12 protein-coding genes and 1 tRNA gene are annotated in these 12,653 nt (G+C 67.3%); 4 read left to right on the top strand and 9 right to left on the bottom strand.

Annotated features, from left to right (window positions below; translation table 11 throughout):
• Positions 1-113 precede the first annotated feature (113 nt).
• On the top strand, positions 114-1,067 hold the full coding sequence (locus E8D38_RS24660) for an integron integrase (protein WP_140636692.1): 954 nt from the start codon (positions 114-116) through the stop codon (positions 1,065-1,067).
• A gap of 171 nt (positions 1,068-1,238) precedes the next feature.
• Here the strand turns inward: E8D38_RS24660 and E8D38_RS24655 are convergent, their stop codons facing one another.
• From E8D38_RS24655 to E8D38_RS24630, 6 genes are all read right to left on the bottom strand, one after another.
• On the bottom strand, positions 1,239-2,429 hold the full coding sequence (locus E8D38_RS24655; protein WP_140636690.1) for a tyrosine-type recombinase/integrase: 1,191 nt from the start codon (positions 2,427-2,429) through the stop codon (positions 1,239-1,241).
• 187 nt (positions 2,430-2,616) lie between these two features.
• A tRNA-Ser gene (locus E8D38_RS24650) sits at positions 2,617-2,708 on the bottom strand.
• Between the two features lie 83 nt (positions 2,709-2,791).
• The gene (gene serS / locus E8D38_RS24645) at positions 2,792-4,090 is read right to left on the bottom strand and encodes a serine--tRNA ligase (protein WP_140636688.1); all 1,299 of its coding nucleotides are present in this window, start codon (positions 4,088-4,090) and stop codon (positions 2,792-2,794) included.
• 114 nt (positions 4,091-4,204) lie between these two features.
• Positions 4,205-6,559 (bottom strand): peptidase inhibitor family I36 protein, encoded by a 2,355-nt coding sequence (locus E8D38_RS24640; RefSeq protein ID WP_219851865.1) that lies wholly within the window; start codon positions 6,557-6,559, stop codon positions 4,205-4,207.
• Positions 6,560-6,783: 224 nt separating this feature from the next.
• On the bottom strand, positions 6,784-7,728 hold the full coding sequence (gene ispH, locus E8D38_RS24635; RefSeq protein ID WP_140636686.1) for a 4-hydroxy-3-methylbut-2-enyl diphosphate reductase: 945 nt from the start codon (positions 7,726-7,728) through the stop codon (positions 6,784-6,786).
• A 2-nt stretch (positions 7,729-7,730) separates the two neighbouring features.
• Positions 7,731-8,183 carry an FKBP-type peptidyl-prolyl cis-trans isomerase gene (locus tag E8D38_RS24630; protein WP_140636684.1) on the bottom strand — a complete coding sequence of 151 codons (453 nt, stop codon included), beginning with the start codon at positions 8,181-8,183 and terminating at the stop codon, positions 7,731-7,733.
• A 69-nt stretch (positions 8,184-8,252) separates the two neighbouring features.
• Here E8D38_RS24630 and radC point away from each other — a divergent pair, with 69 nt between their 5' ends.
• On the top strand, positions 8,253-8,921 hold the full coding sequence (gene radC / locus E8D38_RS24625; RefSeq protein ID WP_140636682.1) for a RadC family protein: 669 nt from the start codon (positions 8,253-8,255) through the stop codon (positions 8,919-8,921).
• Position 8,922: 1 nt separating this feature from the next.
• On the top strand, positions 8,923-9,561 hold the full coding sequence (locus tag E8D38_RS24620) for a Smr/MutS family protein (protein ID WP_140636680.1): 639 nt from the start codon (positions 8,923-8,925) through the stop codon (positions 9,559-9,561).
• Between the two features lie 30 nt (positions 9,562-9,591).
• Here the strand turns inward: E8D38_RS24620 and E8D38_RS24615 are convergent, their stop codons facing one another.
• From E8D38_RS24615 to E8D38_RS24605, 3 genes are read right to left on the bottom strand one after another with little or no spacing between them, the layout of a single operon-like run.
• A complete protein-coding gene (locus tag E8D38_RS24615; protein ID WP_140636678.1) occupies positions 9,592-9,993 on the bottom strand; it encodes a group II truncated hemoglobin in 402 nt (133 codons plus the stop codon).
• Between the two features lie 45 nt (positions 9,994-10,038).
• Positions 10,039-10,869 carry a MinD/ParA family protein gene (locus tag E8D38_RS24610; protein WP_140636676.1) on the bottom strand — a complete coding sequence of 277 codons (831 nt, stop codon included), beginning with the start codon at positions 10,867-10,869 and terminating at the stop codon, positions 10,039-10,041.
• Positions 10,862-11,551, bottom strand: coding sequence for a GGDEF domain-containing protein (locus tag E8D38_RS24605; protein WP_246099641.1), 690 nt, complete (start codon positions 11,549-11,551; stop codon positions 10,862-10,864). Before E8D38_RS24605 ends, E8D38_RS24610 begins: the two co-directional genes overlap by 8 nt.
• Before the next feature lie 230 nt (positions 11,552-11,781).
• Between E8D38_RS24605 and E8D38_RS24600 the strand changes: the two genes are divergently transcribed.
• A complete protein-coding gene (locus E8D38_RS24600; protein WP_140636674.1) occupies positions 11,782-12,651 on the top strand; it encodes a CheR family methyltransferase in 870 nt (289 codons plus the stop codon).
• The last annotated feature ends 2 nt before the right edge of the window (positions 12,652-12,653 follow it).

The following is a 12,653-nucleotide window of genomic DNA, read 5'->3' as shown; positions in this document are numbered from 1 at the left end:
CGCTGGCGCTACGCCCAAGTCCAGCCATACTTGAGACCCTTCGAGATGCTCGTCTGCGGTCACTCAACTGGCCTGATTACGCCGAGAGCGAGATGGCTCGATTGCGGTGAGAAGTGACACTCGATCAGCTGCGCGAGCGCATTGCCTACCTGCACTACAGCCGTCGCACCGAGCAAGCCTATGTGCACTGGTGCAAGGCCTTCATCCGCTTTCACGAGCTGCGCCATCCCGCCGAGCTGGGGCCGCTCGAGGTCGAGGGGTTCTTGAGCTGGCTGGCCACCGAGCGCCAGGTGGCGGCTTCGACCCACACGCAGGCGTTGTCGGCGTTGGTGTTCCTGTACACGAAGGTGCTCGGCCAGCCCCTGCCGTGGCTGCACGACATCGGACGGCCGCGGGTACCGCGGCGCTTGCCGATGATCCTGTCACGCGACGAGGTCGCGGCGATCTTCAGGCAGCTGACGGGCCAGCACCTGTTGCTGGCCCGCTTGCTGTACGGCACCGGGATGCGCTTGACGGAAGGCTTGCAGCTGCGCGTGAAGGACCTGGACTTTGCGCACCATGCAGTGATCGTGCGTGAGGGCAAAGGCGGCAAGGATCGCGTTTTGATGCTGCCCGCATCGCTGCAGGCAGGGCTGAAGCAGCAGCTCTCGAATGCGCACACGCTGTGGGCCGCCGATGTGGTGGCCGGTCGCGCCGGCGTCGAGATGCCGAACGCGCTGGAGCGCAAGTACCCGCGCGCCGGATCGTCTTGGGCCTGGTTCTGGGTGTTCCCACAGGCGACTTGCTCGACGGATCCTGGCACCGGCGTCGTGCGGCGCCATCACCTGTACGACCAAACGTTCCAGCGCGCCTTCAAGCGAGCGGTCGTCGCGGCTCAGATCACCAAGCCGGCGTCACCACACACGTTGCGCCATGCGTTCGCGACGCATCTGCTGCAGGCCGGCTACGACATCCGCACGGTGCAGGATCTGCTGGGGCATGCCGACGTCGCCACCACGATGATCTACACCCACGTGCTGAAGGTTGGTGGAGGTGGAGTCAGGAGCCCGCTCGACAGCCTGTCGTGAACTCAACCAACCGCCGCCGTTCCCGAACGGCCACGGCGTCCGACAGTGCTCGCATGAGCGACACGGTTTGAGCGACTGTGATCTTGTGAGGCTGGCCCCGACGCTACATCGGCGATCTCCAACCAAAACCGGTCGTACGGCCCACGAAGAGCCTTGCCTTACAGCAGGAGATCAAGTCTTCCGCAAATGATCGAGCCGATCCGCCCAGGCCTGCATCATCTTCCGTCGTTGCGGTAGATAGGTCGCAAAGTTGTAGGCCGCGCTGACCGCATCGCGCTCCTGGTGTGCCAGCTGCAGTTCGATATGGGCATGGTCGAAGCCCATTTCGTGCAGCATCGTGGAGGCCACTCCGCGGAACCCATGGCCGGTCATGCGGCCCTTGAAGCCCATGCGCTCGAGCGCCTTGAGAATGGTGTTGTTGCTCATCGGCTTCTCGTGATCCCGCTCCCCGGGGAACAGCAAGTCGCTCATTCCCTTGAGCTCGCACAAGCAACGCAACACCTCCACCGCCTGTTTCGACAACGGCACGATGTGAGGCGTGCGCATCTTCATGCGCTCAGCCGGGATGCGCCACTCCGCGGCCTGAAGGTCGAACTCCGACCAGCGGGCGTTGATCAGTTCGCTGGTTCGCACGAACGTCAGCGCCATTAGCTTCAGCGCGAAGCGCGTGTACGGTGAACCTGTGTAGGCCTCAGTCTTGCGCAGCAGTTCAGGCAGTTCCCTGGCGTCGACCCGCGCGTAGTGGGTCTTTCTGCGCGCCTGAAGCGCCGTGCCGGGCCTGACGTCCCTGGGGGGATTGCCCTCGACCAAGCCATGCGCGAGCGCGTACTCAAAGATTTGCCCGCAGGTCTGCCACGCCCGCCGCGCGATGTCCGTAGCGCCCCTGGCCTCAATCTTCTTCGCCATCGCCAGCAGCTGCGGCGCGGTGACATCCGCCACCGGCTTGTGCCCGATCGCAGGGAAGACATCTGCCTCGAGCCGGCGCATCACGTATTCAGCGTGCCGCGGCGCCTTCGGCCCTTTCCAGTGCTTGAACCATGCACGTCCGACCGCTTCGAAGCTCGTGTCAAGCGCGATACGCTGAGCCAGCTTGACGTCTCGTTTGGCTTCACCGGGGTCGGTCCCTGCCTCCAGTTGTGCTCGAGCCTCGTCACGTTCGCGCCGGGCCTTCGCGAGCGGCACGCCTGGGTAGGTGCCGAGCGCCAGGCGCTTTTCCTTGCCTGCATAGCGGTACTTGAGCCGCCAGTACTTGCCGCCGCTGGGCAGCACCTCGAGGTACAGCCCGAGCGAGTCGGCAAACCGCGCTCGCGCCCTCCCCTCGGGACAGGTTGCACTTCGGCAGGCTGCATCGGTAAGAGGCATCGGCGTCGCTCCAAAGCGGGCACCAGAGAATGTGCCCCCAGCGCTCCAGATTTGTGCCCCCAAATGTGCCCCCAGAAATGCTTGGCTGTCAAAGCACCGTCTGGGACGTCCGGAAACGAAGAAGCCCCGTCAACACTGGGTTGCGGGGCTTTCATCGGTCCTTGCGAGATCGCCTAGGACATATCACTGGCGGAGAGAGAGGGATTCGAACCCTCGATACAGGGAAACCTGTATACCGGATTTCGAGTCCGGCGCATTCGACCACTCTGCCATCTCTCCTGGATCTGATGGTGGTCTCGCTGGGGTGAGCAGCGAAGCCGGCGATTATAGCCACTGAACGGGGCCGCCGGCCACGGGGACCATCATGCGGCTTTCAGAACCTCCACGCCGCCCATGTATGGGCGCAGCGCCTGCGGCACGACGATCGAGCCGTCGGCCTGCTGATAGTTCTCGAGCACGGCCACCAGCGTGCGGCCCACGGCCAGGCCGGAGCCGTTGAGCGTGTGCACGAGCTCCGGCTTGCCTTGGGCATTGCGGAAGCGCGCCTGCATGCGGCGGGCCTGGAAGGCTTCGCAGTTCGAGCAGGAGCTGATCTCGCGGTAGGTGTTCTGCGCCGGCAGCCAGACCTCCAGGTCGTAGGTCTTGGTGGAGCCGAAGCCGAGGTCGCCGGTGCACAGCGCCACCAAGCGGTACGGCAGGCCCAGCTTCTGCAGGATGGCCTCGGCATGGCGCGTCATCTCCTCGAGCGCCTCGTAGCTCTTCTCGGGGTGCACCACCTGCACCATCTCGACCTTGTCGAACTGGTGCTGCCGGATCATGCCGCGCGTGTCGCGCCCCGCGCTGCCGGCTTCGGACCGGAAGCAGGGGCTGTGCGCGGTGAGCTTCACCGGCAGCTGCTCGGCATTGAGGATCTGCTCGCGCACGGTGTTGGTGAGCGAAATCTCCGAGGTGGAGATGAGGTACTGCTCCGCCTGCTCCTCGTCGCCCCCGCGGCTGACCCAGAACATGTCTTCCTTGAACTTGGGCAACTGGCCCGTGCCCTCGAGCACTTCGCGGTTGACGATGTAGGGCGTGTAGCACTCGGTGTAGCCATGCTCGGCGGTCTGCACGTCGAGCATGAACTGCGCGAGCGCGCGGTGCAGTCGCGCCACCTGTCCGCGCATGAAGGTGAAGCGTGCGCCAGAGAGCCTGGCGCCCGTCTCGAAGTCAAGGCCCAGCGGAGCACCCAGGTCGACATGGTCCCTTGGGGTGAAGTCGAAGGACTTCGGCGTGCCCCAGCGGCGCACCTCGACGTTGGCGGTTTCGTCGCTGCCCTGCGGCACGCTGTCGTGCGGCAGGTTGGGCACCGACATCAGCAGCGCGCCCAGCTCGGACTGGATCACCTCCAGCCGCTCGGCCCGGGCTTTGAGCTCGTCACCCAGGCCGCCCACTTCGGCCATCACGGCGCTCGTGTCCTCGCCCTTGGCCTTGAGCTGGCCGATCTGCTTGGACAAGGCATTGCGCTTGGCCTGCAGCTCCTCGGTGCGCGTCTGGATCGCCTTGCGCTCGGACTCGAGCGCCTGGTAGCGCTCCACGTCGAGGTAGGGCTGGGGCGACTTGCGCTTCTCCAGCGCGGCGACGACGCCGGCGAGGTCCTTGCGCAGCAGGTTGATGTCGAGCATGGCAGTGCCAGAAAGCGGGGGAAGCCCGCGATTGTAGGCAAGCCCCAAGCCGGAAGCGGCCCGCCTCCGCGAAGGCGGGCCGCCCGCTCTCCTGCTACGCGGGAAGAGGCCGCCTCAGGGGAAGCTGACCACGTTCACCGGCACCGTGGCCGCGCCCTGCGCCGGCCCGCCAGTGTTGTTGACCACGTTGTCGATGACGCCCACGCCGCCCAGCGACACGGTGAGCACGTGACGCAGCCGCACGCCTGGTGCCACCGGCACCTCGAAGCCGCGCGCCGCATGGATCGACGGGTTGACGTTGAAGTAGCAGTACACGCCGCCGCCCCAGATCTCGTGGGTGGTCACGTGGTCGGCCACCTTGTAGGCGGCGTAGCCCAGCCCGTCGGTGCGCCAGGCGGCCTGCGTGGGCGGGTCGTACGGCTTCTCGTTCTGGAAGAAGATGGTCTTGCCGCCCTGCCCGTTCCAGATCACCTCGTACTTCTGGTAGTGCTCCACGAAGAGCCCGGTGGCCAGCACGTTGTTGCCGTTGACGATGAGGCCGGTGTCACCGGTGTTCACCGTCCAGCCGGTGGGCGCGCTGCCATGGTCGGCACGCCAGGCCCAGATGTGGTCGATGAGCGTGTGGTGGCTGTTGACCACCAGGCTCACCGTCGCCTTGCCGGCCATGGAGCCGCCGATGCGGAAGAACACATCCTGCACGGTGGTCGGGTTGGCGGCATGGCTGGCCGACGAGCCCGCCGGGCCGATGGTGAGCAGCGCCGGGCTGTTCACCGTGCCCGCGTCGAACAGCAGGCCTGCGATCTTCACGCCGTCCACGTCGGCCACCTGCATTGCATTGACGCCGTTCTCTGGCACCAGCGTGGGGTAGCCGATGCCCAGCACCACGGTGTCGGGGCGCGTCACCTGCAGCGTCTGGCTCAGCAGGTAGGTGCCGGGCGTGAAGAACAGGTTCAGGCCCTGCGACAGCGCCGCATTCAGGGTGGCGGCGCTGTCGCCGGGTTTCGCCACGTAGAACTGGCTCATCGGGATGGACGTGCCGGCGGTGGTGCCGCTCACCCAGCTCGCGTTCGACGCATTGGTGCGCAGGGCCGGCACGAACACGCGGTACTTGCCGGCACCGTCGATGTAGAGGAAGGGCTTCTCGCGCGACACCGGGGTGGTGGCCAGCGTGGTGTACGGCGGGCTGGGGAAGGAGGCGGCCGGCGCGCCGGCCACACCCGAGAACACCATGTTCCACACGCCGTCGTACCAGACGCCGATCTGGCTGTCGCGGGTGTACCACTGCTGCTGCGAGCCCGACGAGATGGACCCGTCGACCTTGCTGTCGGCGATGTAGCCACCGCTCGAGTAGCCCTGGCCCTGCCCCTGGTTCGAGGGCCCCAGGTGCAGGTTGCCGATGATGTGGACGCGGCGCATCGGCGCGGCCTGCGACACGGCCCAGCGGTTGGTGCCGCCCTGCGGCACGAGCGCCAGGTTTTCCAGCGAGCGCCAGAAGTTCTGCGTCGCGTTGCCGGCGTCGCCGTAGTTCCAGCCGCTGTCGACGTTGATCGCGCCGTTCTGCAGCATCACGTCGTCCGGGCGCAGGCCCAGGCCGGCGATGGTCGTGTAGAAGCCCAGGTTGGCCCACACGCCGCTATAGGTGCCCGGCTTGAACAGGAAGGCATGGCGCTGCGAGCCGAACTGCGCGCTGGGGCTCAGCACCTGCGGGCTGAAGAAGGCATCGAGCTTCGACTGGATCGTCGCAGTGGGTGTGCCCGGCTCGAAGACAGTGACATTGGGGCCGAAGTCCGGCGTGTCCGAAGTGGGCAGCGTGGGACCTGCCGTGCCGACCTTGAACGACGATGCGATGTCGTTGAAGTTCAGCGGCACGAGGCTCGCGGTGTCGGCGGTGAGCTTGACCGAGGTGCCGCCGTAGCTGGCGTTGTTGAACAGCTCGACCTGGTAGCCCGCGCGCACCTTCACCGATGACACGCGGTCGTTCCAGGCGGCACCCACGTAGCTGCTGTCGGCGTCAGCGCAGAACGAGGCGCCGCCGTAGTTGGTGTGCTCGTAGAAACAGGCAATGCCGGTGGGCGGCTCGCCGGCGCCCACGGTGTGGCTGAACCACGGCGTGTCGTAGGCCGGCGTGCCGTTGTTGTAGGTGAACGAGTAGCTGATCACGTTGCCGGTCGACACGGTGACGGGCTGCTCGTAGCGCGCATTGGCGGCCGAGTAGCCCATGCGCACGTTCATCTGGCCGCCGTTGTCGACGCGGTAGTGCACGTCGACCCACGATGTGCTGACGCTGGACTTGAACCACAGCGTGGCGGTGTTGCCCGACACGGCCACGCCCTGCGTGTAGTCGGCGGCAGCGCAGCCGGGCGCCGCCAGAAAGGACAGCATGGTGATGCAGGCCCACAGCCACAGCGCCTGCCAGTGCCGCGGCCGCGGCGGCACGTGGCCGCCTGCGCGCGAAAGAGATCCGGACATGGTGAACTCCTCAGGTTGAATGCCTCATCGACGAGGCGACTCGAAACTTCGGGCACCGAGAGCAAGAGCCCGCTTGCAACCCACCACTATGGAACCGATTCCAAGAGCGGCGATGTTGAAGCGGGCGAAGCCTTCGCGGATCGAGAGAAACCCTGCTTTGCGGTTTCTTTCGGGTTACCTGTTTGTGAGCAGGTGTTTGCAGCGCTGGAGCCGCGGGGGCAGCGCTATTCGAGCCTCAGACCCTTGGGCAGCGGGAAGTGCACCGTCTCCTCGACGCCGCTCATCTTGCGCACCGACAGCGCCCCCAGCGACTTGAGCCGGCCGATGACCTGCTGCACCAGGATGTCGGGCGCCGAGGCGCCTGCGGTGAGGCCCACCCGCGCGCGGTTGCTGAACCATTCGGGTCGCAGGTCCTCGGGCGAGTCGACCATGTAGCCCGGCGTGCCCAGCCGTTCGGCCAGCTCGCGCAGGCGGTTGCTGTTGGAGCTGGTGGGGCTGCCGACGACGATGACCACGTCGACCTGCGGCGCCAGCACCTTCACCGCGTCCTGGCGGTTCTGGGTGGCATAGCAGATGTCCTGCTTCTTCGGCTCGCGCACCTGCGGAAATCGCCGCTTCACGGCGGCCAGGATCTCGGCGGCGTCGTCCACGCTGAGCGTGGTCTGCGTCACCACGGCCAGCTTGTCGGGCCGCTGCACCTGCACCCGCTCGACGTCGGCCACGTCCTCGACCAGGTAGATGCCCTCAGTGAGCTGGCCCATCGTGCCCTCGACCTCGGGGTGCCCCTTGTGGCCGATCATGATGAACTCGTAGCCTTCCTTGTGGAGCTTGGCCACCTCGACGTGCACCTTGGTCACCAGCGGACAGGTCGCATCGAAGACCGAGAACCCTCGCTGCGCGGCCTCCACGCGGACCGCCTTGCTCACGCCGTGGGCGCTGAACACCAGCGTGGCGCCGGGCGGCACGTCGGCCAGGTCTTCGATGAAGATCGCCCCCTTGGCCTTGAGGTCGTTGACCACGTAGGTGTTGTGCACGATCTCGTGGCGCACGTAAATCGGCGCGCCGAACTTCGCCAGCGCTCGCTCCACGATCTCGATCGCACGGTCGACGCCCGCGCAGAAGCCGCGCGGTTCGGCCAGCAGGATTTCTTCCACTTGGGGTTGCGCCATGTTCAGAGCACCCCGATCACTTGCACTTCGAAAGTGACCGGCTGGCCGGCCAGCGGGTGGTTGAAGTCGAACAGGGCCCAGTCCTCCTCGGCAGGCCCCACTTCCCGCACCACGCCGGCATAGGCGCCCCGCCCGTCCGGTGTCGGGAACTGCACCACGTCACCCACCTTGTAGGTCTCGTCCGGGTCGCCCAGCTCGCGCAGCAGCGCCAGCTTCACACGCTGGAGCAGGTCCGGGTTGCGCTCGCCGAAAGCCTCGCCCGCCGCGAGCTCGATGCGCTTGCGCTCGCCTTCCTCCAGGCCGATGAGCCGTGCCTCGATGGCCGGGGCGAGCTCGCCGGTCCCCAGCGACAGCGTGGCGGGCTTGTCGTTGAAGGTGTTCACGATGTCGGCGCCGTCGGGCCCCGCGAGGCGGTAGTGCAGGGTCAGGAAGGACCCCGGTTGGATGGTGGGCAAGACTGGACTTTCGGTTCGCTAGACTGCCCCGGATTTTAGTTTCCAGGGCCTGCCCGGCCCCTGACCGACGTGAAAGACCTCCCCGCTTCGCTGCGCCCGCGCGAAAAGCTGCTCGAACGCGGCCCCGCCGCGCTGGCCGATGCCGAGCTGCTGGCCCTGCTGTTGCGGACCGGCCTCAAGGGCACGGGGGTGCTGCAGCTGGCCCAGCAGATGCTCGACGAGTTCGGCGGCGTGGCCGGCCTGCTGCATGCCACGCCGGACGACCTGCGCCGCATCAAGGGCCTGGGGCCGGCCAAGCGTGCGGAGCTGGCGGCCGTGATCGAGCTGTCGCGGCGTGCGCTGGCGGCCCAGCTGGCCGAGCGCCCGGTGTTCGAGTCGCCGCAGATGGTGAAGGACTACCTGCGCCTGCACCTGGCCGACCGGCCGCACGAGGTGTTTGCCGTCATGCTGCTCGACGCCCGGCATCGCCTGCTCGCCTTCGAGGAGCTGTTCCGCGGCACGCTGACCCAGACGAGCGTGTACCCGCGCGAGGTGGTCAAGCGTGCGCTCGCCTCCAATGCCTCGGCGGTCGTGCTGGCCCACAACCACCCGTCCGGCGTGGCGGAACCATCCAAGGCCGATGAATACCTCACGTTCACGCTGAAGTCGGCTCTGGCCCTGGTGGACGTGCGGGTGCTCGACCACCTGGTGGTCGGCCGCAGCGACTGTGTGTCCTTTGCCGAACGTGGCCTGATCTGAGATGAAAGTTCGCTCGCTGCAGGAGCTGGAGCAGTTGCAGCGCCACCTGCGGCAGGCGGCGCGCGAGGCTGCCGCGCTGGAGGCCGAGCGCCGCGAGCGCGAGGCAGCCGAAAAGCGGGAGCGCGATCTGTTCGCCCGCACGGTGGGGCCGGTCACGCCGCTCAAGCCTCACGACCGCAGCGCGCCTTCGCGCCCCAAGCCGGCGCCGCACCCCAAGCAGCGCAAGCTCGACGAGGCCGCGGTGCTGCGCGAGGCCCTGTCCGACGAGTTCGACGTGGAGTCGCTGCTGGAGACCGACGAGGCGCTGTCGTTCCGCCGCGCCGGCATCGGGCCGGAAGTGGTGCGCAAGCTGCGGCGCGGCGGCTGGGCCATCCAGGGCCAGGTGGACCTGCACGGGCTGCGCCGCGACGATGCCCGCGAGCGGCTGGGCGCATTCCTGCGCGAGGCGGTGAAGCAGGGCTGGCGCTGCGTGCGCGTGGTGCACGGCAAGGGCCACGGCTCGCCGGGCCGCCAACCGGTGCTCAAGGGCAAGGTGCGCGCATGGCTGGTGCAAAAGGGCGAGGTGCTCGCCTTCACGCAGGCCAGGGCATCGGAGGGCGGCGCCGGCGCGCTGATCGTGCTGTTGAACAGCGCCCCGTGAGCCTCACCGGTCACCGGTCATCGGTCACCGCTACTTGTTCCTCATCCAGTCGGCGGTGCCGAAGAAGGCTTCCCGCAGGCGCTGGATGAGGGCCGGATCCAGCGTCACCTCATGCATCGCCTGGTCCATGCAGGCGAGCCACTGGTCACGCTCCTTGATGCCGATCGGAAACGGCAGGTGCCGCGCACGCAGCCGCGGGTGACCGAAGCGGTCGATGTAGTGGTTGGGGCCGCCCAGCCAGCCGCACAGGAACCAGTGCAGCTTGTCGCGCGAGCCCTCCAGCGTGGTCGGGTGCAGCGCACGCAGCTCGGCATAGGCCGGCTCGAGCTCCATCAGGTCGTAGAAGCGGTCGACGAGCGCGCGGACGGCGGTTTCACCACCGACCCATTCGAAGGCGGTGGCGGGTTGAGCAGGGTTGTCTTCGGAATTCACGAGTCACTGGTCACGAGTCACGGGGCACGGGCACCAGTCACATTGTCAGAGATCGATTCGGGCAGCCAGGGCGTTCACTGCCTGGGCGGCGGGCGTGCCGGGCATCACCTCCAGCAGCAGCACGCGCTTTTGCACCGCTTCGCGCACCGACGGGTCCACCGGCACTTCACCGATGAATTCGAGCTTGACCGGCTCGCCCACGCTGGGCACGACAAAACGGTCGACCACCTGCTGCAGCTGTTGCGCCACCGTACGGCCTTCACCCGGGCGAGAGGCCTGGTTCACCGTGAGGTGGATGTTCAGGCGCTTCTGCTGGGTGGCCAGCACCTTGATGGTGGCGTAGGCGTCGGTGAGCGAGGTCGGCTCGGGCGTGGCCACCACCATCACCTCGTCAGCCAGCGACAGCGCATAGAGCACCACGTCCGAAATGCCGGCGCCCGTGTCGAGCAGCACATGGTCGAAACGCGGCGTCACCGTCTTGATGATGTGCAGCAGCTGCTCGCGCACGACCGGCGTGAGCTGCGAATATTCGACCAGCCCCGAGCCGGCCAGCAGCACCGAAAAGCCGCCCGGCGCCGGCAGGATGGCCTGCTCCAGCGTGGCCTTGCCGGTGAACACGTCATGCAGCGTGATCTTCGGGTGCAGGTTCAGCACCACGTCGAGGTTGGCCAGGCCCAGGTCGGCATCGAGCACCAGCACACGCTGGCCGCGGCGCGCCAGCGCTGCCGCGAGGTTGGCGGACAGGAAGGTCTTGCCCACCCCGCCCTTGCCGCTGGTGACGGCGGTGATGCGCGCGCGGCGGCGGCTGGGCGCGAGCGATGCCGCTGCGTCGGCCGGGTCGAGGGCGGAAGGTGTCATCGGATGTGAATCAGACATGGCGGATCGGCGCGGGCGACAAGGCGAAGAGCAGGCCCTTCTCCTCGGGGCTGACCACCGATATGGCCGGTTGTTCGAGACAGGCGCGGTTGCGGCCTTCCGCCTTGGCGCGATAGAGCTGCTGGTCGGCGCGCTCGACCCACAGCTTGGTCGACGAACGCACCCATTGCGGCGCATAGGCGCCGCCCGCGCTGACGGTGACGCGGATCACCTGCCCCGGGGCGATCTCGATGGCGCGGTTGGCCACGCGCTTGAGGATGCGCTCGGCCACTGCCTGGCCGAAGGCGGGCCGGCAGTTGGGCAGGACGGCGGCGAACTCCTCGCCGCCGATGCGGGCCACGGTGTCCATCGGGCGGACGCATTCACGCAGCACGCCGGCCACGCCCTGCAGCACGCGATCACCGGCCGCATGGCCGTAACCGTCGTTGACCTGCTTGAAGTGGTCGATGTCCAGCAGCAGCACCAGGGCCGGCTCGCCGGCGCGGGCCACCCGGTCGATCTCGCTGTCGAGCGTCATCTCGAAGTGGCGCCGGTTCGCAAGGCCGGTGAGCGCGTCGCGGCTGGACATGTCGCACAGCGCATCGACCAGGGCCTGCATCCATTCGGGGGTGCCTTCCACCAGGCCCTGCGGCAGCGATTGACCCGACTGGCGCAGCAACTGGAGCGCCAGCTCGAGCTTCAAGGCGGACGCGGGCGGGGGGGAAGGAGGTACCACAGGTAAGCCGGGGAAAAGTTGCGATTCAGTCTAGCAGCGGGACCTCCCTCCAATGGGGGAGAAGTGGCCCCCAAACCGCCAACATCTTCGCGTTTTGGGCCCCCTCAAGCTTCCCAGACTTGCAGCCGATAACCCTGCAGTCGAACCGCCCCTTGCCTGCAGCCCTGCTCGCACCTGCCGCCCCCGACCTTCAACCCATGAGTGCCGTGCTGACCTCCGCCCCACCTGCCGATCTGCTGGCTGCCTCAGCCGCGGACCGCGAGTTCAGTTTCGACATCAAGGACTTCGAGCGGGTGCGCTCGCTGATCTACCAGCGCGCCGGCATCAGCCTGCATGAGGGCAAGCAGGCCATGGTGTACAGCCGCCTGTCACGCCGCCTGCGCGAGACGGGGCACCGCTCCTTCGGCGACTACCTGCAATGGCTGGAGCAGGCCGCAGGCCCCTCGGCCGAGAGCGAGTGGCAGGAGTTCATCAACTGCCTCACCACCAACCTCACCTCCTTCTTCCGTGAAGAACATCACTTCACGCTGCTGGCCCAGGCCTTGAAGCAGCGTGCCGGCCGGCCGCTGCGCATCTGGTGCAACGCCGCCTCCACCGGAGAAGAACCGTATTCGCTGGCCATGACCGCCGTCGAAGCGCTGGGCGCTTCGGCCAACGTGAAGATCCTCGCCAGCGACATCGACACCAAGGTGCTGGCCACAGCGAGCCGCGGCGTGTACAGCGCGCAGTCGCGCGGCCTGAGCCCCGAGCGGCTGAAGCAGCATTTCCTGCGCGGGCGCGGCGCCAACGAGGGGCACATCCGGGTGAAGCCCGAGCTGGCCCGTCTGATCGAGTTCCGCACCTTCAACCTGATGAGCACGCAGTGGTCGCTGGGCGAGCCCTTCGACATCGTGTTCTGCCGCAACGTGATGATCTATTTCGACGCGCCGACCCAGCTCAAGGTGCTGGAGCGCATGCACCGCGTGATGCGCAACGATGGCCTGTTGTTCGTGGGCCATTCCGAGAACTTCACCGAGGCCAGGCAGCTGTTCCGGCTGCGCGGCAAGACAGTCTACGAACGGGTTTGAGC

Origin of the sequence: Methylibium rhizosphaerae, assembly GCF_006386545.1 — a bacterium.
In the GTDB taxonomy this organism is placed as follows: domain Bacteria; phylum Pseudomonadota; class Gammaproteobacteria; order Burkholderiales; family Burkholderiaceae_C; genus Pseudorivibacter; species Pseudorivibacter rhizosphaerae.
The sequence above is the reverse complement of the archived record's forward strand: the minus strand, read 5'-3'. Positions and strand labels throughout refer to the sequence as shown.

Bases quoted from the DNA above. Each gene is read 5' to 3' on its own strand.
- E8D38_RS24655 (WP_140636690.1), bottom strand. From the start codon at position 2,429: ATGCCTCTTACCGATGCAGCCTGCCGAAGTGCAACCTGTCCCGAGGGG.
- serS (WP_140636688.1), bottom strand. From the start codon at position 4,090: ATGCTCGACATCAACCTGCTGCGCAAGGACCTCGCCGGCGTCGTCGCC.
- E8D38_RS24640 (WP_219851865.1), bottom strand. From the start codon at position 6,559: ATGTCCGGATCTCTTTCGCGCGCAGGCGGCCACGTGCCGCCGCGGCCG.
- ispH (WP_140636686.1), bottom strand. From the start codon at position 7,728: ATGGCGCAACCCCAAGTGGAAGAAATCCTGCTGGCCGAACCGCGCGGC.
- E8D38_RS24620 (WP_140636680.1), top strand. From the start codon at position 8,923: ATGAAAGTTCGCTCGCTGCAGGAGCTGGAGCAGTTGCAGCGCCACCTG.
- E8D38_RS24610 (WP_140636676.1), bottom strand. From the start codon at position 10,869: ATGTCTGATTCACATCCGATGACACCTTCCGCCCTCGACCCGGCCGAC.
- E8D38_RS24600 (WP_140636674.1), top strand. From the start codon at position 11,782: ATGAGTGCCGTGCTGACCTCCGCCCCACCTGCCGATCTGCTGGCTGCC.